22 protein-coding genes are annotated in these 18,450 nt (G+C 55.7%); 16 read left to right on the forward strand and 6 right to left on the reverse strand.

Going from position 1 to position 18,450, the window contains the following annotated elements:
• Positions 1–40: 40 nt before the first annotated feature.
• Positions 41–613: a hypothetical protein gene (locus NAF06_RS15255; protein WP_008580586.1), complete on the forward strand. Its 573-nt coding sequence runs from the start codon at positions 41–43 to the stop codon at positions 611–613.
• Between the two features lie 13 nt (positions 614–626).
• Here the strand turns inward: NAF06_RS15255 and NAF06_RS15260 are convergent, their stop codons facing one another.
• Positions 627–1,991, reverse strand: coding sequence for a restriction endonuclease (locus tag NAF06_RS15260; RefSeq protein ID WP_008580589.1), 1,365 nt, complete (start codon positions 1,989–1,991; stop codon positions 627–629).
• A 119-nt stretch (positions 1,992–2,110) separates the two neighbouring features.
• Between NAF06_RS15260 and NAF06_RS15265 the strand changes: the two genes are divergently transcribed.
• From NAF06_RS15265 to NAF06_RS15295, 8 genes are all read left to right on the forward strand, one after another.
• Positions 2,111–2,797: a DUF6166 domain-containing protein gene (locus NAF06_RS15265; RefSeq protein WP_049908476.1), complete on the forward strand. Its 687-nt coding sequence runs from the start codon at positions 2,111–2,113 to the stop codon at positions 2,795–2,797.
• Positions 2,797–2,928: a hypothetical protein gene (locus NAF06_RS15510; protein WP_008458061.1), complete on the forward strand. Its 132-nt coding sequence runs from the start codon at positions 2,797–2,799 to the stop codon at positions 2,926–2,928. The genes NAF06_RS15265 and NAF06_RS15510 overlap by 1 nt, the downstream gene beginning before the upstream one ends.
• 116 nt (positions 2,929–3,044) lie before the next feature.
• On the forward strand, positions 3,045–3,590 hold the full coding sequence (locus tag NAF06_RS15270; protein WP_174955913.1) for a hypothetical protein: 546 nt from the start codon (positions 3,045–3,047) through the stop codon (positions 3,588–3,590).
• Entirely contained in the window at positions 3,587–4,129 is a 543-nt protein-coding gene (locus NAF06_RS15275) for a hypothetical protein (RefSeq protein WP_080507124.1), read from the forward strand. The genes NAF06_RS15270 and NAF06_RS15275 overlap by 4 nt, the downstream gene beginning before the upstream one ends.
• 126 nt (positions 4,130–4,255) lie before the next feature.
• Positions 4,256–5,461 carry a hypothetical protein gene (locus NAF06_RS15280; RefSeq protein WP_192813786.1) on the forward strand — a complete coding sequence of 402 codons (1,206 nt, stop codon included), beginning with the start codon at positions 4,256–4,258 and terminating at the stop codon, positions 5,459–5,461.
• 97 nt (positions 5,462–5,558) lie between these two features.
• Entirely contained in the window at positions 5,559–5,870 is a 312-nt protein-coding gene (locus tag NAF06_RS15285; RefSeq protein ID WP_008580596.1) for a hypothetical protein, read from the forward strand.
• 139 nt (positions 5,871–6,009) lie between these two features.
• Complete coding sequence (locus NAF06_RS15290) at positions 6,010–6,231, forward strand: DUF8129 domain-containing protein (protein WP_008580598.1); 222 nt, start codon at positions 6,010–6,012, stop codon at positions 6,229–6,231.
• A 123-nt stretch (positions 6,232–6,354) separates the two neighbouring features.
• On the forward strand, positions 6,355–7,428 hold the full coding sequence (locus NAF06_RS15295; protein ID WP_008580600.1) for a DUF6610 family protein: 1,074 nt from the start codon (positions 6,355–6,357) through the stop codon (positions 7,426–7,428).
• Positions 7,429–7,552: 124 nt separating this feature from the next.
• Here NAF06_RS15295 and NAF06_RS15300 read toward each other — a convergent pair whose 3' ends face one another.
• Positions 7,553–8,785, reverse strand: a complete 1,233-nt coding sequence (locus NAF06_RS15300; protein ID WP_137692898.1) for a hypothetical protein — start codon at positions 8,783–8,785, stop codon at positions 7,553–7,555.
• A gap of 210 nt (positions 8,786–8,995) precedes the next feature.
• Here NAF06_RS15300 and NAF06_RS15305 point away from each other — a divergent pair, with 210 nt between their 5' ends.
• The 3 genes from NAF06_RS15305 (at position 8,996) to NAF06_RS15315 (ending at position 11,811) form a co-directional block, all read left to right on the forward strand.
• Positions 8,996–9,805, forward strand: a complete 810-nt coding sequence (locus tag NAF06_RS15305; RefSeq protein WP_008580602.1) for a helix-turn-helix transcriptional regulator — start codon at positions 8,996–8,998, stop codon at positions 9,803–9,805.
• Between the two features lie 9 nt (positions 9,806–9,814).
• Positions 9,815–10,636 carry an IS5 family transposase gene (locus NAF06_RS15310; RefSeq protein WP_008580603.1) on the forward strand — a complete coding sequence of 274 codons (822 nt, stop codon included), beginning with the start codon at positions 9,815–9,817 and terminating at the stop codon, positions 10,634–10,636.
• Positions 10,637–11,328: 692 nt separating this feature from the next.
• Positions 11,329–11,811, forward strand: coding sequence for a hypothetical protein (locus NAF06_RS15315; RefSeq protein ID WP_080505575.1), 483 nt, complete (start codon positions 11,329–11,331; stop codon positions 11,809–11,811).
• Between the two features lie 249 nt (positions 11,812–12,060).
• Here NAF06_RS15315 and NAF06_RS15320 read toward each other — a convergent pair whose 3' ends face one another.
• Complete coding sequence (locus tag NAF06_RS15320) at positions 12,061–13,374, reverse strand: RNA-guided endonuclease InsQ/TnpB family protein (RefSeq protein WP_008580604.1); 1,314 nt, start codon at positions 13,372–13,374, stop codon at positions 12,061–12,063.
• 38 nt (positions 13,375–13,412) lie between these two features.
• Here NAF06_RS15320 and NAF06_RS15325 point away from each other — a divergent pair, with 38 nt between their 5' ends.
• Positions 13,413–13,556, forward strand: a complete 144-nt coding sequence (locus NAF06_RS15325; protein WP_158413898.1) for a hypothetical protein — start codon at positions 13,413–13,415, stop codon at positions 13,554–13,556.
• Positions 13,557–14,196: 640 nt separating this feature from the next.
• On the opposite strand, the gene NAF06_RS15330 is transcribed toward NAF06_RS15325, so the two are convergent.
• From NAF06_RS15330 to NAF06_RS15340, 3 genes are read right to left on the reverse strand one after another with little or no spacing between them, the layout of a single operon-like run.
• Positions 14,197–14,850, reverse strand: a complete 654-nt coding sequence (locus NAF06_RS15330) for a hypothetical protein (protein ID WP_137692896.1) — start codon at positions 14,848–14,850, stop codon at positions 14,197–14,199.
• On the reverse strand, positions 14,850–15,317 hold the full coding sequence (locus NAF06_RS15335) for a hypothetical protein (RefSeq protein WP_152418717.1): 468 nt from the start codon (positions 15,315–15,317) through the stop codon (positions 14,850–14,852). Before NAF06_RS15335 ends, NAF06_RS15330 begins: the two co-directional genes overlap by 1 nt.
• Entirely contained in the window at positions 15,275–15,643 is a 369-nt protein-coding gene (locus NAF06_RS15340) for a hypothetical protein (RefSeq protein ID WP_160162863.1), read from the reverse strand. The genes NAF06_RS15335 and NAF06_RS15340 overlap by 43 nt, the downstream gene beginning before the upstream one ends.
• A 140-nt stretch (positions 15,644–15,783) precedes the next feature.
• On the opposite strand from NAF06_RS15340, the gene NAF06_RS15345 reads away from it, so the two are divergent.
• The 3 genes from NAF06_RS15345 to NAF06_RS15355 all read left to right on the forward strand — a co-directional run bounded on the left by NAF06_RS15345 (position 15,784) and on the right by NAF06_RS15355 (position 18,441).
• Positions 15,784–16,560 carry a hypothetical protein gene (locus NAF06_RS15345; protein WP_137692894.1) on the forward strand — a complete coding sequence of 259 codons (777 nt, stop codon included), beginning with the start codon at positions 15,784–15,786 and terminating at the stop codon, positions 16,558–16,560.
• A gap of 498 nt (positions 16,561–17,058) precedes the next feature.
• Positions 17,059–17,406 (forward strand): DUF8013 domain-containing protein, encoded by a 348-nt coding sequence (locus NAF06_RS15350; RefSeq protein ID WP_008580607.1) that lies wholly within the window; start codon positions 17,059–17,061, stop codon positions 17,404–17,406.
• Positions 17,407–17,493: 87 nt separating this feature from the next.
• Entirely contained in the window at positions 17,494–18,441 is a 948-nt protein-coding gene (locus NAF06_RS15355; protein ID WP_049908502.1) for an ArdC-like ssDNA-binding domain-containing protein, read from the forward strand.
• The last annotated feature ends 9 nt before the right edge of the window (positions 18,442–18,450 follow it).

The raw sequence follows: 18,450 nt of genomic DNA on the forward strand, positions 1-18,450 counted from the left end.
CCGGCGATGGGTGCCGGCGCACAGGCGTCGGCGGTGATCGATGTCGACACGAAGTCAACTCCGATTCATCCAACGGAGCGAGACCGCAGGCGAACAGTCCGATACCGACCGCATCGCACAAATCTACCGACACTCGGACGGCTATCCCGATAGCGTCCTCCATGACCTTAATCAGCTGAAGCAGCTGCTCGACGAGACACGAACAGAGCGCGGGCCTGCGTACGCCGCTGCCCAGTTCCTGTTCCTCGACACACTTTCGACGATGACCCTCTACGTGGACGAAGGGCGTGATCGGAGCATCCACGCTGACCACCCCTCGGATCTCCTCGAGCCGGACAATATGGAGCACCTCGACCAGCCGATGTTCCTGCTCGGACACGGCGTCGAGAACCCAGCCGACGGCATTCACGGCGACGAGGAGTACCTCTACGTCGTCGAGCTCCCGACCCGGAACCCGTTCGAGGAGCCGTCCGAGTGGACCGTCAAGGTGAGTGGTCATTCCGCGTTCCCCCGGTGGGATGGTCCGACCGAGGAAGCCTTCGAGCGGGCTAGCTGGCAGTTCCACGGCCCGCTTGAGCACGCGCTCGAAGAGCTGGTCGCTGAGCCGGCGTAAACACCGAGCCCGCTCAGATGATGCCGCCGATGACGAGTAGTCCGACGACAAGCAGCACCGTCGCGACAACGCTCCCCCCGGCCAGCCACTTGTTCTCCATCGCCTTTTCGTGAAGCGGCATGTCGGCGTACTCCTCGCTGAACGCCTCGAGATTCTCCTCGTCGTAGAAGTACTTCGTCTTCAGCGCGAACCGTTCCGTCACCGCACAGCCTGTACAGATCGGCTCGCCTTCCAGCCGCTCCGTTTTGATGTGGCTGGAGCAGGCGATTGCCCCGCAGTTCGAACAGTAGGTGTACGTCTCGTCGCCGCCGCTTGTGTCACAATGGACGCAGCGGTGGATGCCATCCTCGGCTGTCACTCGTGACGGACCTGCCGCGTAGTACTCGTAGGGGTAGGTGTACTCCTGGAGGTCGGTCGTGTGCCGAACCTCGGGGAGGTATACGGGCTCGATCGACTGCACGGAGATGTCCGAACGATTCGGCTCGCAGGTCTTGTTGTACGTGACGTTGTTGTCGCCGGTGTAGGTCACCGTCGTCGTGTGGTGCTGCTGGAGGCGCTCGACGGCCCACTCCTTGTACTCCGTCTGAGTCTGTCCGAACCGGCGCTCCTCGACATCGTCGAACACCTCGCCGAACTGCTCGGCGTCGAGGTCGACCGTCGCGTGGAGGTTCTCGGTGACCAGCGTCGCGACGTCTTCGTCGACGACCTGTGGCTGCCCGCGCTCGGCGTGGGCGACGAATCGCGTCCGGTCGTTGATCCGGTGGATGACGCCCACCGACGTCTCGAAGACGGCGTTCGTGTCCGCGGTGACCGCGACCACCGGGCGGAACGTTACCGACGAGTGCGGTTCTGGCAGGTCGACGGCCTCGATGTTCTCGACGTCGCGGAACGCCTCGATGACGGGCGCGTCGACGTCGGCAGCCGGGTCGTGCGGGCGGAGCGTCTCGTCGCAGAGAATCTCGATGCGCCCGTTGTAGAGGTCGAGGCCGATCTCATCGGCGATCTCCCGGAGGTCCTCGCCGTCGAGCAACTCGATTGGATGGGGGTCGTCGTTCTGCTGAAGGCGGTCGGCGTACTCCCGAGCGGGGTTCGTGAACCGGCCGGTCGTGACGACCATTCCGCGTTTGGGGCCGTCGAAGTCGAACGTCGCGATCGCCGAGTGGAGCTTCTGGACGACCGGCCGTCCGACCGTCCCCGTGTGCTTGCACTCAACGATGATCGCACGCCGCGTGCCGTCGACGACCTCCTCCATGATGACGTCGCGACCCTCGTCAGCCGTGCGGTCGGCCTGGCGGACGTTCTCGTAGCCGAGGTTCCGGAACACGTCCTCCATCACGTCCTCGAACTCGAACCCCGAGAGATCGTCCAGTACAGCCATCCTCAATTATGTGGACAGTACGTTGCAACTGCCAAATACGTTGCCGAACGCTACGCCGTCCTGTTTGTTGAACCCCCTGAGAGGGGTGCGGGGGTCACCGAACCGCCCGCGAGCAACGAATGAACGGGAATGTACCTGTAGCCAGTTCGGAATCGGTTCCAGTCGCATCGCCAGGTCAGGCTCACCGAGACGCAGTCGAATACGTCGGCTTCCGCGTCGACGGCCAAGCCGTCGTGCTGAACCTCTCGGAGCATCGGCGACTCTCCCTCGAGCGCAGTCTGGACCTCGTCAACCACAGTCCAAGCGGGTTCGAGTGGGGGTACAGTGGTAGCGGGCCCGCCCAGCTCGCGTGCGCGCTCCTCCTCGACTACTACGACGATGAGCAGTTCGCCCGTGAGCACTACATCGCGTTCCGGAATCAGGTAGTTTCGCAGCTGGAGTGCGACAGTGCCGCGGCGTGCTGGCACCTCCCCGGCGAGGAGATCAACGCCGCGATGGCGACCCTTACCGACGACGTCGTCGCCCTCACCGACGGCGGACGGCCGTCACCGACGCTCCCCGAGAACTGGCGAGCCGTCTCTCGCCAGGACCGGCGGGTCTTCCAGCGCGCTGATCGCGACCACTACATCGTACTCGGGGATGGAACCGACGAGTGGCTGGTCGTACTCTGCAGCCAAGGCGACCGTGCATATCCTGCCCCGCTCGCACATCGGACGGTTGCCGAGGATGCTGACGTGGAACAGGTAATCCGGGAACTCGCCGAAGTGAGCAACGACCTCATCGAACCCCCGGAGGGGGAGCACTGATGGAGACGCTTCGACTGGCGCGAGCCACCCATCAGCTCCTCGAACGTGGTGTCGAGGCGCTCGAGAAAATCGGGCGTGAACTGGAGCGATACAACGACCGACAGGAGCGCACCGACGACACCGACTCGTGACCGAAACTCACTCTCTAGACCAAATACGGAGTACCGGCTTCCAATATACGCCTACCCCCGAGGGGTGCTCGTGTCCCATCCATCGGGAGGGGCAGCCGGTCACGGCGCCGCTCGGTTTGCGGTTCGCAGAGCGCGTCCATATCGAATCGATCCCGCGCCATGTCGCCGGCGCGATCTACGAAGCACATCACTCCTATATGGACGATGTCCCCCGGACGAATCTCGTCCATCACGGACTCTGTTACCAGGACCAGCTACTAGGTGCGATTACGTGGCGCTATCCGCTGATTCGCTCGCTGGAATACGACGGGACGCGATTCGAGGGTGACGAAATCGTCGAGGCAGCACGGATTTGCATCGGGGTCGATTTCCCCAATCTCGCCTCTGCCGCCCTCGCCCGGTCGATGGAACGATTCGTGCGTCGTCACGGTCGGCGACGAGGCGTTCGGCTCCTGCTGACGTTCGTGCGAGCCGACTTCGACGGCTCGATGATCAAAGCGCTCAGAGACAAGGGCTGGCACTGTGCCGGTAAAACGGACCCCGGCCAAGCGGGAAATCGCCCCGATAAGCAGATCCGAGAGCAGCCAAAGTGGCGGTTTCTCTGCGAAGTTCCAGCTGAGTCCGACCGGGAACAGGCCTCACTCGGGAGGTGGTCCCCGTGACCACGAAAGCCAGTCTCGATGAATTCGTAGCGGAGGCTGATTCGGACGGCCATACAGATGACGGCCCATCGGTCGTCGACCAGCTTTTGAAACCGGTATCGCCGTCGCTCGGACTACGGCTCGTCCCGGGCAGGGGTGACCCAATATACCTCCAAAACAGGGGGACCGAACGCTACCTGTTCCGAGATGACCACGAGCGATGGTTCATCCTCCAGCCCTCAGCCAAGAAATCGGTCGACGACTTCGTTCGCTGGGTGTATCTCCCCGAGGACAAGCCAACCGAGATCGCCCGAACAGCAATGGGTCAACGGACGGTTCTCGGCTACAGGTACGTTACGCGGAGCGAGGCTCCCGAGCCGGTGGCGACGACGGTGACAGCGATGTTCGTCAGCGAGCCTTGGCCCGACGCCACCTACGAGTGTGGATCGTGTAGTAGAGAGTTCGACTCACCGCATAGTCACGCTCGGCATTGCTGGGAAGCACACCCCTGGATTCCAAATCCTGAGCAGGTCCGGGTACGGAGAGACGAATCTGAGTAGTTCCGACATCTGATCCGAGCCTTGGACTGGATCTGGATTAACCAACACTCCCCGCCATTTAGAGAGGGGCGTTGGTTAACGTGGTGTTGTTTTTGCGCCCGGGAGAGGGGCGCAGGGCGCGAGACGATGCAGTCGCACGTCGACGAGGATTCCTTAAGTGAGGTGACTGAGATGAAAGATCCAGAGTCCAGAACCATCTTCGCTGGCGTCGATGGGCGTACCGACACCGAACTACCCGAGTGGTACCGAGAGCGTCACGGGGATGCAGACCCCGTGACCTTCGGCGAGGCGGTTCGTGATCTTCCGCAGGCCGTCGAGACGACCGTGGCGTACCAGAATCCCTACACCGACGAGTGGGTTGAGACGGAGCGGTTCAACGCACTCGTCGAGCCGAGTCGCGCTCGGGAGCAGGCCCGAGATGAGGACGCGGACACGGACCCGTTGTTCCACGTTCCCACTGACAGCTACTCGATCATCAACCCGGTCGACGTCTACGGGCCGCTGGAGGAGGTTCTCCGCGAGGAGACCATCGACGGGACGCCGCTGGGTGACGTGATGTTCGGCGAGATTCGGCGCTACCGGGGCGGCGGCGAGGTGCATATGGACATCATGTTCGACGGCCTCGAGGTGCGCCTCCCCGGCCGGTCGGATCCGATCACGATGGGCGTCACGTCGGGCTACGACTTCTTCGGCGAGCACGCCGTCTACGTGGAGGGGTTCGCCCAAGACGGCTACTGCTCGAACACGATGCGTTCGCTCACCGACAAGGAGGTCATCAAACACGTCGGCGACGTCCGGAACTTCCGGACCTGGTGGGAGGAACTCCTCGCACAGGTCGAACTCGTCGCCGATGACCTCTTCGAGTTCATCCGGGACGCCCAGGACATCGACCTCGACTTTTCGGAGCTCCCGTTCACTGTCACGGAGTTCTACACCCTGCTGGGCTTCCCGGACTACCTGGCCGAGCGTGCCGCCGGCGATGCAGAAGCCAATGCGGCGTCACCCTTCGAGATCGATATGTGGACGCTGCATTCCGGCGCGACGTACGCTCTCACCCACTTCTTCCAGGGGAAAGAGGGGGCATCCCTCGATCAGTACGTTCGGATCGCCAACGACATTCTGTTCAACCCGGAAGGCACGATCGAGCGCGTCGAGCAGGCGTACGAGCAGCAGCTAGAGGCGGACGGTGACGACGGGTCACAGGCGTCGCTGGCCGGCGAGCGAGCGCTGGCGAGCATCGAGCGCGTCAGCGACGACCTGCAGGAGAAAGTCGAACAGTTCGAAGAACGCGAGGACGCGCTGCGCGAGCGGTTCCAAGAGGCGATGGGCTAAGAGCAGTCGAAGAGAAGATTCGCCAGGCGTGCTTCCGTTCTAGCGGCTGGAATCCACTGCTGACAGTATTAAGTGAGTAGGGGCGTACCCAGAGACCATGTCTATTGAGCATAATCCGACTCACGACGCGCGAGAGCCACAGCAGGGGGATATAGAGACTTTTGAAGAGTTGGAGTCTGGTGACTCGGTCAAATTCTTTGAATGGCCCGTCGAGCCGTTGACCGTGATCGGCTGGGAAGAAGACGATAATGTCGGGAAGCGGGTACGAGTTGAAGCAGAAGGCGGCGAGTCGTTTCTCTACCAGGTAGACGGCCACCTCTGGCATTACGTCCCTGAGGACGAGTTCGCCGGCGAGAATAACCCATACCCTGTTCAGAACCTCGTTTTGCTCGAATCCTCGGAAGCCTGATTGGGCTTCGAGACAGCGCGAATCCTGTCGTGAAGGCCTCTATTTTGATGGCCCCATTCGCAGTGGGTGCACCTTCCCAAGATCTACTGCTTCAATTCTCTGCTGTTGCTCGTGCCCTCGATAGGTGGAGGCATCCGTTATGGGTACTTCTACAGACGACTCAGAGGCGTCAGACGAATTTCCACCTGAAAAGCGGCTTGAAGCACCGAACACGCGCCTGATCAAGGCAGGGATCGCGACGATTCCGGATATGGAAACCCTCCAGGAGTGCGTTGCCTACGAGAACGCCCACCAGAATCGAACGCAGATTCTGCGCCGGCTCAAGTGGAAGGCTGAAGAGCTACGTGAGGGCGAAGAGTAAGTTCTGGTCTTAACCAACATATTCCGCGTGGATTTCCTTATTGTTGGTTAATTGCCTGAGTCTCGGTTTTTCGGGCCCCTGAATGGGTGCGGGGCAGCCAGCAGCGGCCTCGCGAGCCTAATCATGTCCCTCGAGCTGAGATCCAGCGCCAGCACCGCTCGCGAAATCGCCGCCGCCAGACAGGCAGACTACGTGGCGTTTCTGCATCGAGCCCCGTTTGTCGTCGACGCTGTCGACCTCGGCTTCCTTCCCGGCTTTCGCGAGGATTGTGGGTATCAGGAGGCGCAGTATCAGAACCTTAGCCTCCCCGTCGGGATGCTCGACAACGATTTCCGGAATCCCGATCTGGAGCGGTTCGTCGACCGTTTCTTCGAGTACGAACCTCAGGTCGGGGTCATCGGGGACGTCGACGAAATCGACGACGTCGACGCCCACGTCGCTGCTGCTCGTGAGATCCAAGCGAGCTACCCCGAGGCCGAGCTCATCGTCGTTCCGAAGTCGCGGGCGGTAATCGACGCGATCCCCGAGACCCTCGTCCTCGGATATTCACGAGGATACGCCGACCGCCTGGCCCACGAGTTCTCCGACCCAGCCGATTGGAGAGGGCGGCGCGTCCACATCCTCGGCGGGAGTCCGCCCAAGCAGCTCGATGCCATTCGACAGCTTACCCGACCGACACTCACGGACGAGCCACCAGCCGACATCGTCGGCGTCGACTGGAACGGGCTGCATCGCGGCGCACAGTTCGGTGAGTTCTGGACGGCCGACGGCTGGGACGACAGCGGTCGCGACGCCGACCACGTCACCGTCCGAAAGACGGTGCGCCACAGCCTCGCTCGCGTCCGTGAGTTTTGGAGGGCCCACGGAATCTGGCCCGAAACGACACCGCAAAACGAGGGGCTCAACGTCGAGTACGAGGGTCCGAGTCCTGCCGATCTCGAGGACGCTACCTGTACCGAGTGCGGGACGAACGTCTGGCGAACTCGCCGCGGCCCGTACGTGGCCGAATACGATACCGGCGCAAGCTGTGGATACTGCAGCTACGAAGGCTACTTCAGCCACCGCCACCGGAACAACCTGGAGGAGATCGCCAGCGAGCAGAGCGTCTACCTCCCGCCGGCGTGGCTTCGCGACCTGTTTTTCGTGCCCCCAGAGAGGGGTGCGGGGGTCACCGCCCGCGAGCAACGATGCTGTTGAATGATTATTCTGTGAAATAAGACGTCAAGCCAAGCAATCATCAAAAACGTTAATTCTCGGAGAACCTAGCACAAACAAAGCTTATTACAGAGTATTTTTATAAACGCTCATATCTAATATTATTTTAAATATAGGTGTACCCTTTGTTATTCTTGATAGAGTAAGCTGATTGGCCATATACGATATATCTATTAACAGGGTCCCACCCGTTACAAGTTCCAGCAACAGCAACTTGATCACTTCCCACCTTCTGATAGACTATGGATCCGCTATCACCCGGGTCAAAGTCACCATCATCTTTTCCCCATTTCACTTGATGATTTCGGAAACCGCACCCTATGTCAACAGGCCCAATATATCCATTAGCCGATCGGATCTTTCCAGTAGTTTCACAGGTTTTAACACCTCTTTTGGTCAATTCTTCATCATTAGCTACTTTATCATGAAGCGCATTTTTTGTAAACTGCTCAACGATAGTTAGGTCCGAAAGGGTTCCATTGGGATCTGCCAACCTATATGTCGGTGTGTGGCCATTGATTGGCTCAGCAACAACAAAATCGTACGTGCAGTATGATTCTATAACGTCACCAATCGCAGCATCATCATCTTGATTGTACAACTTTCTTGATTTAGGATCGTCATTATAAAATATATGCTGGCATGTCGAAAAGTATGAGTTCCCGTCCTTGTTCAGTTGCGCTCCCATAGTACAATAACCGGTCTCATATCCGACCTCCATTTCGGCACCTGCTGGGACACTATCGCCGTAATCGTATTCGTAGCAGCCGTTTCTAAACTCAGTGACTTCGTGGACATCAACTGGAATTCGCTCAACTTCTGTAGGAATCTTGTCTTTTGCCTCCTGAGTAGAGGGAAGATCAGGATGAGCTGAGCCGTCGGGATTCTGAATGACTCCAACCTGAATTTGTGGTCCTGCTCCACCGTGTATTGGTGGAATCAGATCAACCTCACCTACATATGGTTTTGATTCAAAATTTTTTCTCTTACGGACTTTTTCACTCCTCTTGAGCGAACGGTACCAGTCTCGAGGAACTCTCTTAGTCCGTTTTGTGATTGCGGAGGTTGGGTCTCCTGGCTCTTCTCGACGAAGTGCGTAGTCGATTTCTTTTTCATCTGATTTTTTCTCAGAAGATGCGACACCCACCCGTGAAAAGCCAAATGAACCCACTCCAAGTATACCGACGGTTTTTAATGTGGACCGTCGACTAGATATTGTCCGTTTCTGAGTATCTGTTGAGCACTCTTCATTTCTGCGCGAGCTACTCTCAGTAGTGGTCGCTTCATTCGACTCGTCTTGATTTTGACCAGCTTGAACGTCTTTTTGTTTAGTGGCCATGTGATCACACCACACACAAGGAATAATGCCATGTTATATTCACCTTACCGGCCGATAATTTTTTCATATAATGAGATACCACCCTACATATTGATGCCCACTCCTCCAGTTTGATTTTCTTGAATATAGTGAATAGTATTATTTTACTCCTAGTGAATTAACCTATTTAAATGTGAAAAATTTAACTGATTGCTGGACTAAGGAGTAAGTATGGGTTATTCATCAAGCGATGACCCCGACAGTGTCCTCTCCGAACGCTACTCGTTCCTTCACATCCTAATGGATCAGCCTCGCTCAAAGAGCGAACTGGAAGAGGTGGTTGATGTCTCACGTTCTACGCTGGACCGCGCTTTGCGTGACCTCGCCGATAGTGAGTTCGTGGTCTACAAAGACGGCGTGTGGAAACCTACGCCACTCGGAAGGTGTAGTTACAGGGCACGAGAAGCATATCTGGGTCGGCTGGAGAGTCTTGTTGAGGCAGGTCCACTAATCAACGAACTTTCAACAACGGATATGATTGATTACCCGTTTCTTGAGGGGGCAAGTGTCAACAGAGCTGACCCGTCGATGCCAGATGCCATTATACAACTGTTGCTAGATAGTGTCGAAACTGGTAAATATATTACCATTATTACCCCAGTCGTGATTACTGGCTTCGCTGAGGAGCTCTACGAACGTGTACGCAGTACTGAAGATTACTCTCTCGATTTAATTATCCCACCCGACGTATTTGAACGGATGCGTGCCGTATTTTCATCACTTACAAATAAACTACAAGACGACAGTAATGTCAGTTTACACACTGCTACGATGCCGTTTAGTTTTGGCCTCTGGATTGTTGATTCGTCTGAGGCAGGTGTCATCATTTTCACGGAACAGGGAGTGCGTGGAATTCTCATGAATGATACCCCAGATGCGCTTGATTGGGCGGAAGATCAATACAATCGCGTGAAACAGGAAGCTAATTCGGATTTTCTGGCTCTGTTGAAATCCTCAGGGAGTTACATGTTCGCCATGTAATTCGACGAGATGAAGTCCCTCCCGAAGTCGCAGATTCTTCGTTTTACTGAGAAGGCGATCCATCTGGCACGCCGAGCGGTCTCTCGATACTCCTCGAAGTTCTCTAAACACCGCTACACACTTCCCCAGCACGTTGTTCTGCTGTGTCTCAAAGTTCGGAAGAACACGACATACCGTGGCCTGCTTGACGAACTGATCGAGATGCCACGCATCCGACGAGCTCTTGGATTAGCCGAACTTCCGACGCCATCAACGCTCTGTAAGGCGTTCAATCGACTTGGTATGGCCGTGTGGCGTGTTATATTGACTCTCTCAGCGACGCTACTTCCGACGAGTGGAGTTGTTGGAGTTGATGCGTCAGGGTTTGACCGCAGTCACGCTTCGAAACACTACACGAAACGAGCTGAACTCACGATTCAGCAGCTCAAAGTGACGCTGCTGGTCGATACGAAAGAGAACGCAATCCTCGATCTCCACGTGACGACGACACGAAAACACGATAGTCAGATCGCTCCGCCGTTGATCAAGCGTAACCCGGAAAACATCGATATTCTGCTCGGTGACAAGGGCTACGACGACCAGAAGATCAGGCGACTTGCCCGGCAACACGAGGTTCGGCCACTGATAAAGCATCGTGAGTTTACATCGCTTCACAAGGCATGGAACGCGCGCTTAGACGCTGATCTCTACGGCCAGCGGAGTCAATCCGAGGCGGTCAACTCAACGCTCAAGCGGAAGTACGGTGCGTTCGTCCGGTCACGACGCTGGTGGAAACAGTTCCGTGAACTCACCATCGCCTGCCTCATTCATAACGTAGAACGATCACTCTGAACGGTCAAGACAGAAGAACAATGAACCACACAGTACGGGCAGAGGGTTGCCAGATGAGGATATATCTGAAGGAGAAGATTCAATGGAGCCAATCAGCAACAACCTTACTAAAATCCGACTTTTCGCAACGGGTACCACAGTATAAAAGGGAGAGAGACCCCTGCGAGAACGATTAGTAAGAAGACTGTTGAATCTGTAAGGCCGAGCTCGTTCTTACCGGTCGTCACAATTGTGGCGTTCACGACCAAGATAGCAAGCCCGATCAATCCGTAGCCCGCAATACGATGGTCAAAATCGCCATCGGCTTCTCGATATTCCTTTCTGTAGTCTTCAATCAAATTTTCGAACATTGAACTAATTAGCTTTACTCCCCGTAACCGGAACAGCACATTTCACCTACTGTAGATTTCAATGGAGCCATCTCAATCACTATGTACTAATTCTACCCCACTGTGTATATTCTCTTTGCCGTTCAGTTCACAGCTCTCATCGACCGGCTGTTTCAGGTGAGAATATATTTGAAGAAGAGGATTTCAACAGAGCCGATTTTCTTTGAGTCATCATCTGAAAGAAAATAGGGGTTGTTGAATTCTTGTAAAACACCTCAACAGAGTATCTCGCCTGAAACAGGCGGTCGACAGGAATTGCGCACTCGGCCAAACAACTAATAATCCGGAAGTGAAACAAAGGGTATGAGACATCTCAACAATGGTCGGGTCCGGAGACACATCCTCGGTGACCGTCTCCCTCGTTGGGCTGTTATCGGTTCTGTTGTCGGTCTTTTGAGTCTCGCGTCCGTCGCGTTCCTCCTCGGTGTGGGTGTTCGCCTCTATGAGTTCTGGGGCTGGCTTGTGATTGTTCCGGGAACTGCCGTCATTGCGGGGATATTCGGTGCGGGCTTAGTCCCAACCGTCGGCACACTATGGCTGGTTAGCCTCTGGGGGTACGCTTTTCCACCACTCGTCGGTTATCTCTCTGGTGAGTGGATGGGGGCAGGCCGGTACACCTCGCCGAGAATGTCGGGGTTCGCATACGGGTCTGCCCGCGCCGAATTACTTGGGGGACTCGAAACAAGCGTCAATTTTGGCCTAGCGCTTGCGGTCATCATCGGAACAATCGGCTACGTTGCGGGGTCCGGCATCAGATGGATGGCGACGCGTATACAGTCGGCTTAATTGTTGAACAGCCTGTACTGTCCGCAACGCAATAGAAACGGTCACTTCTGAGGATTCCAACGGAACCAATCTAGTTCAAAAATCACGCCGGCGAACAGAGCGTCTACCTCCCGCCGACGTGACGTCGCGACCCGTTTTTTGTGGCCCCAGAGAGGGCAAGGACTCCTTCAAAAGCTCTCAGAGGTGACTTCCAGTGATTGACATCCTCCCACCCCTGAAGGGGTTGGATTCCTCCGGTGGGGATGTTGGCTATGCCGTCTCCACGGAGGCAAGTTTCCCCGTGCGGGTACTCCGGTTTGTGCGCTCCTCGTTGGGACTGGCCCTCTCGGGAGAGCGTGGTGACTCCGACCAGTTGTGGTCGTCCCACATGAGGCGCACGGGCCGTGCCATCGACCCGACTTCGGATTCGCCAGCCTGTCGTTCAAGGAATGTCCGTGACGCACCGAGGTCGGCGTGCCCCTCGTAGCCACACAAACAGCGGAACACGTCGCCGTCCCGCTCCGTCATCTCTCGTTCGCCACACACTGGACACTCCGCCGTCGTGTATGCTTCTGAGCGGACTTCGACCGTGATACCGTACTCCTCGGCGGTAGTCGCAAGCCGGTCGATGAACGACCGGTATGCCCAGAACTGGTGGTTTTTGTCGTTCACCTCTGCGGACCAGTGCTTGGATAGCACGTCGGTGAGATCGCCCACATATACGGTCGCAACGCCTTCTTCAAATAGTCGTTCGATCAGGTCGCGGACGAGCGCATCCTGTGCGTGGTCGCGTCGGCGTGTCCGCTTGCGGTACAGGCGTCGAATCCGGCGACTGCTGTACCGACCCTCACGGAGTTTGGACTGTAAGCGGGCGATCTCCTCGGTGGTTTCCCGGAAGCGGGCGAACAGATCGCGGCCCTCGTAGAGGTACTGCTGGCCGGTCGTGGTCGTACAGGCGACGAGGTTGTTCGCGCCGACATCCAAGGCAGCCGATTCCTCGGCTAGTGGTGAATCCCGTCGAGAATCAGGTACGGTGACGGGTTGAATAGCCCTGAACGTGTCATCGACCTCGTCGTAGTACAGTTCTAACCGGCCCTGTTCGCCCTCCCAGTTTGGGTCGCCAGCAACTTCGAGGCGCAGTCGGTCGTGGTAGCCAAGCCCGTACTCGTTTTTCAGGTCTTGGCCGATGGGGATTTCGAGGCGGCTCCGCTCGCCGGTTTCGAGGGTGTACTGGTCGTTACGGATGTACGTTCGCAACTCCCTGCCGTCGTCCTCGTTGCCCCAGTAGCCGGGCGGGGCGGTGTCCTCGCCATCCTCTCTGGCTGCGAAAAAAGACCGCCACGCCTCGCTGTTCTTACGGATGACCTGTTGAGCGGTGGCGGAGCCGAGGACGCCGACATACTGCTTGCGATAGTCGGCGGTATCCCACACACTCTCGCCGTCGAAAAAGTTCCGGCGACGCTCGTAGTTCAGTTCGTTCCAGAGGCTGGCAGAGGCGTCTAACAGTTCGCGGAGCAACTGCTCATCCTGCTCGGAGAGAGGGCGCACCGCGAACGTATTGGTTCGCCTCACGACAACAGACATTTGTTCTTGACTGTCTAAATGTCTTTTGGACATTAACGATGCGACCAAACATCGACATCTCGCACACGCTGAACGGGCGCGTGAAAGACTACGCCGAACAGCAGGACGTGACTCTCGAAGAAGCCTATCGGGAGATCATCGAAGCGGGGTTGGGAGCGATAGAACATCCAGACGAGCAATAGAGCCCGGATTGCCGAGCCATGCTGTCGGTTACACCCTTTTAGGGGTGGCTTTCGCTCGCCATGTGTCACCTTGCGACCGACACGCCTGGTGACGTCGAGCGGTTCGACGAGTTCCTCGAGTACCTCGTCTCGGTTGGCTTTGCGGACGAACGTCACGAGCTCCGCTGACCGACAGAGCGGTTTTTTGAACGCCCCTGAGGGGTGCGGCGCGGTCTGAACAGACGCAGTCGCCGGGTTGGCGCTGATCTAGGTCGGCGCGACTCTGTTCGTGGCAGTACTCTTTGATCTAGAGTTTGCGAGCCGACAGCTTGGACTTCCAGCACCCATCCACGATGTATTGTAACAATTGCTGGCCAAGGCGGTCGGTGTCAGACTTTTAGCGGTGATCACCACTGCGAAGACGTACGCGTTCTATTTCCAGTTTGAAGGCGTTACTAAACGGACGGACACAGACTGGGCGCCCGCACGGACAATGTACCACATCCTCACGGTACTGGACCCTTTGTACAGACAACGGTATACTTCCCGTTTCACCGGCCATAGTCGGTGTCTACGTACTCGACAAAAAGCGGAATCTCGACCAGCCCACGGTCAATCAGCGGCCAAGTTCGACGACGTTTACCCCCACCTGTTCAATATGCTACAAGTTTTGATCCATATGATACCTGACGGCGGTATGTGCGCAACCGTGTACATTCCTAGTTCTAACTTCTTTTTCACCTTCGTCATAACACTGGTTTGTATCGTCGGCTATGGAGACCATTAACGAAGTTTCGTCATCATTATATATTCCTCCATCGGAGTGAACCGCATCATACAGGTGACAAACCTCATGGAATGAGGTCCCATAATACTCAACCTCATCAAAGAAATTGCTTGGGGATCCACCCTCAAAGGGTTCCATATTGACTATTCCAGTCTTGTTTTGGCTATCGCCCGCTGTCCCAATGTAAGCATATCCGAGGAGACCATCAGAGAGTGATTTATAATCAATAACCAAAACAGCGTCACACTCATCGTAATATTTCCAGTTGTTTTGGAGCCAATTATCAGCGTCTGTCCTTCGCTGTGACAACGATGAGTTTGAGAGTGTAGACTCTGGAATTTGACCTCCGCGCGCATTCCAATTAGATTCGTATCCTAATTCTTGGTCAACCCAATCAGACCAAGTCACCTCACACCAGTCTGCGATATTACCCATCAGAGATGCCGGATATTGTTCGGGCCACTGACTAGAGTCGTAGTTATCATAGTAGTTCTCCGTTCCAACGAGGTAGATATCCGTAGATGGCATTATTTCAACACCTCATTGGGAATCACGACAAATGAAGGCCCATCGGGGATGTTAAGATTGCTAGCCTTTTCGAAATAATCAACGATCGACCGTCCAAATGGATCTCTTGTGTCCGCAGGGACAATCGCGTTGTTACGACTGCCATAGATATCAACCAAACCATGGTTAAATACGTTGAGAATAGGCGTCACTGATTCTCTCACTACTTTAGTGTCTCCATTTTCATTCCGTTCCAAAACGTTGATTTTCTGATCAGAAATTTCGATTTTTCTTTCCTCACCAGGAGAGACATCTATTACTTGATCATCTACTTCAAATCGGATTTTTCCATCGTCCCTTTCCTTGGTTACTACTGTTGGAGTGGAGTATTCATCTTCAAGTGTTAGTGTAGTTTCTTCAAGATAGCGGTAATCTCGGTCAATAATCAGTGATTTTTGAGAGGGGGAATCAAAATCAACGCTTCCCAATTTATTGTATTTTTTTCCGGTGGTGACGATAGTTTTATTATTTTTGATTGTTTCAATGGGAAATTTATTAACGAAAGTAATGAATCTTCAATAATATAATCTGCTACATATCGATGCCCCTGCGATCTCGGGTAGTCGGGAGCACCTTTATGTGTCACTGAAGTTTCGATGAATCCTCGCTTTCCAAGGCTAAACCGATCAACCGCCTCGTCGGAGGCTTCGACAACAGTGACGCTTGTTCCAGCAAGTGTCGCTGTCGTAGCGAGGAAACTCCGTCTGCCGATCTGTACAGCTTTCTTCCGCGAGGATCTTTGGTTAGATCCCATGAAATCTTATTAGCAAACTAACTACTTATAATTTACGGGCAGAATCTAGTACATTAATTAATTCGAACGTAGATGTAACTATTAGACGTGTAAAAATACATTCTACACAAAATATAAGAACCGGTGGGAAAAGAATCTGTATGAATCGTCGAGCGTTTCTCGCAACATCGGCGATTGGGACTAAAATTGCGCTCAGCGGCTGTCTATTCGGTAGACCGTCTTCAATTGAATCGAAGGAGCATCCCGAGGCTCCAGATGAGTTAGATGAGGAGTCTGCCATTCGGTTCGCAAAAATGTATGAAGAAGTAACCAGATATAATGAATATATCCAGAATGATAGCAATATAATTGACCTAGATTACGATTGCTACGCCGCTATTGAACGCCAGAGCGGAAATGCGTTCTGCGTTGTTGTACAATGTGCCTTTTCGGTCGAGTCTCGTGATGAAAGCGGACGGTCAACTGGCGAAGGAATTACCAACCCGACTCTGTACTACCTCACCCGAGGAGAATTCATACGAGCAGAGACTAAGCGCATCAGGGCCAGGACCCCGACTGAGTCGAGCAACGACAGATACCGTGGGATTCGATTAGTCAACTTTAGCCAGAAAGAGCAAACAGTAGAAATTGAGATAGCACCAGCTAGCAGTCGAACGGATAGTAGGAAAACACAGTTTTCCGAAACCTACACTGTTAGACCTCATAATGGATTCACAATAGAACGTGCCGCAATAAGCGATGGGATCTACTTTGTAACTGTAACCTCTGATAATAGCTTGTCTGTTACTCACGAATGGGAAGTACCTGGTCAGGACGGTCCAGATTTGGGAAGGATGTGGTCCAGTACTGAGATTAATCTCGGGGCATACATCTTACCAAACGGAGAACTCGAAGTACGCGACATTCCAGAGCAATAACGACTTTCGTATCGGCGCTACAGACGACATTCTTTGATTGCTCTCCAGCGCCCACGACACGGAATTTCCGAACCTTGTCGTCGATGTCCCGTGTATCAGTCACTCGACGGTGTGGCTGGCTGTCGAGCTTCTCAACAGTATCGGTGCGATTCCCATTCAAGAGTCTCCGGAGCTGAATTACACTACGAAGGGCTCAGACCGGTTTCAAAAAACGATCCGATTCTTGCCATTCCACAGTCAGAGTTCCATATACCGAATTGTCCGTACGTTATTCGCGTCCAAGCCACTCTCACCGACGCCGACTACGTTAACAAAATCCCGGTATAGTTATCACCGGGAGAGTCGCTCGGGGCAAGGCAGACCTACAGTGCGACATCGATTGGTTGGTCTTCATTGATGCTGACCGGTCAAAAGCCCTCCCACGTAACTGGGTGGCCTGTTTTTCGTGCTCCCGGAGAGCGCCAGAGCTTCTTCGAAAGCTTTCCGAGGTGACGTCCATTGAGTCAACAACAGAGTCCCGACAACGTCTCGATCGACGAGATCCCAGTCGATATCGACACCACGCAATCAGCGGAGGTCGATCCCGCCGACGTCCCCGACGAAATCGAATCCATCACCCGTGGGCTCGCCGGTGAGCAGCCGCCGACGAATCCCATCGTGGTTCTCAAGGCGGCTCGCTGGTGGTATCTACACGGCAAGGGCGGCACGGATCCCGCCTTCCAGTGGGCCATCGAGTGGGCGCGTCATCTTGCGACCGACACGCCCAGTGACGTCGGGCGGTTCGACGAGTTCCTCGAGTACCTCGTCACGGTCGGCTTTGCGGACGAACGCCACGAGCTCCGCTGACCGACAGAGCGGTTTTTTGAACGCCCCTGAAGGGTGCGGCGCGGTCTGAACAGACGCAGTCGCCGTGAACTCGATTCGGTGATCACGATGTCTACGACCAGAGACTCGTCGGTCTCCTTCGACCAGACCGACACGCGATCAGACGAGATGAACAGTACCATCGAACAGTGGATCGACGACCTCGTCGCCGGCGTCGACGACGCGCAGTCCAGCGCGGAGTTCCAGGAGTGGCTCGATGTCCAGAGTCGTTTCCACGACTACTCCTACCGGAACACGCTCCTCATCAAGCGGCAGTGTCCCGAGGCGAGCCGGGTGGCGGGCTACCGGACGTGGCAGGAGGAGTTCGACCGCCACGTCAAGGAGGGTGAGTCGGCCATCTGGATCTGGGCGCCGATCATCACCAAGCAGTGCCCGGAGTGCGAGAACTCGCCGAGCTACCACGAGGACAGCGACTGTGAGTACGACGAGACGCCGCCCGAGGAATGGTCGGAGGGCCTAGTCGGATTCAAGCCTGCGCCGGTGTTCGATGTCTCCCAGACCGAGGGCGAACCGCTTCCTGATCTCGACACGGAAGCGACCGGGGACGCCGGCGATCTCGTCGAACAGTTGACTGCCGCCGCTGATGAGCTCGGCGTGACGGTGCGGATCGTTCCAGTCGAGGAGTGGACACACGGCGAGGCGAAGGGCATCTGTGAGCAGCTGAGTCTCGTCGATATGCAGCCGCGTGTCGAGGTTCGGGATCGGGAGAACGAGGCCGACCTTGCGCGGACGCTGGTTCACGAGTACGCCCACGCCCTGCTCCACTTCGATGTCGACGACGACACCGAGCGGGCGAAACGCGAAATCGAGGCCGAAGCCGTCGCGTACGTCGTCGGGCGCTACTGTGGGTTGGACACCAGCGGGTCGGCGTTCTACCTCGCTGCGTGGGAGTCGGACGATTCCGAGGTCGTTCGCGAGCGCCTCGGCCGGATTAGTCGAACGGCAGAAGAACTCATCGACGTTCTCGAGAGCGAATCCTCGTCCCAACCTGATTAACCAACAGAG

Source organism: Halorubrum hochsteinianum (genome assembly GCF_023702125.1).
GTDB classification, from domain to species: Archaea; Halobacteriota; Halobacteria; order Halobacteriales; family Haloferacaceae; genus Halorubrum; species Halorubrum hochsteinianum.

Coding starts and splice junctions, on each gene's coding strand:
- NAF06_RS15295 (WP_008580600.1), top strand. CDS start 6,355: ATGTCCCTCGAGCTGAGATCCAGCGCCAGCACCGCTCGCGAAATCGCC.
- NAF06_RS15265 (WP_049908476.1), top strand. CDS start 2,111: ATGAACGGGAATGTACCTGTAGCCAGTTCGGAATCGGTTCCAGTCGCA.
- NAF06_RS15325 (WP_158413898.1), top strand. CDS start 13,413: ATGCGACCAAACATCGACATCTCGCACACGCTGAACGGGCGCGTGAAA.
- NAF06_RS15330 (WP_137692896.1), bottom strand. CDS start 14,850: ATGCCATCTACGGATATCTACCTCGTTGGAACGGAGAACTACTATGAT.
- NAF06_RS15260 (WP_008580589.1), bottom strand. CDS start 1,991: ATGGCTGTACTGGACGATCTCTCGGGGTTCGAGTTCGAGGACGTGATG.
- NAF06_RS15355 (WP_049908502.1), top strand. CDS start 17,494: ATGTCTACGACCAGAGACTCGTCGGTCTCCTTCGACCAGACCGACACG.
- NAF06_RS15280 (WP_192813786.1), top strand. CDS start 4,256: ATGCAGTCGCACGTCGACGAGGATTCCTTAAGTGAGGTGACTGAGATG.
- NAF06_RS15290 (WP_008580598.1), top strand. CDS start 6,010: ATGGGTACTTCTACAGACGACTCAGAGGCGTCAGACGAATTTCCACCT.
- NAF06_RS15285 (WP_008580596.1), top strand. CDS start 5,559: ATGTCTATTGAGCATAATCCGACTCACGACGCGCGAGAGCCACAGCAG.
- NAF06_RS15320 (WP_008580604.1), bottom strand. CDS start 13,374: ATGTCTGTTGTCGTGAGGCGAACCAATACGTTCGCGGTGCGCCCTCTC.
- NAF06_RS15340 (WP_160162863.1), bottom strand. CDS start 15,643: ATGGGATCTAACCAAAGATCCTCGCGGAAGAAAGCTGTACAGATCGGC.
- NAF06_RS15315 (WP_080505575.1), top strand. CDS start 11,329: ATGAGACATCTCAACAATGGTCGGGTCCGGAGACACATCCTCGGTGAC.
- NAF06_RS15305 (WP_008580602.1), top strand. CDS start 8,996: ATGGGTTATTCATCAAGCGATGACCCCGACAGTGTCCTCTCCGAACGC.
- NAF06_RS15255 (WP_008580586.1), top strand. CDS start 41: ATGTCGACACGAAGTCAACTCCGATTCATCCAACGGAGCGAGACCGCA.
- NAF06_RS15345 (WP_137692894.1), top strand. CDS start 15,784: ATGAATCGTCGAGCGTTTCTCGCAACATCGGCGATTGGGACTAAAATT.
- NAF06_RS15310 (WP_008580603.1), top strand. CDS start 9,815: ATGAAGTCCCTCCCGAAGTCGCAGATTCTTCGTTTTACTGAGAAGGCG.
- NAF06_RS15300 (WP_137692898.1), bottom strand. CDS start 8,785: ATGGCCACTAAACAAAAAGACGTTCAAGCTGGTCAAAATCAAGACGAG.
- NAF06_RS15510 (WP_008458061.1), top strand. CDS start 2,797: ATGGAGACGCTTCGACTGGCGCGAGCCACCCATCAGCTCCTCGAACGT.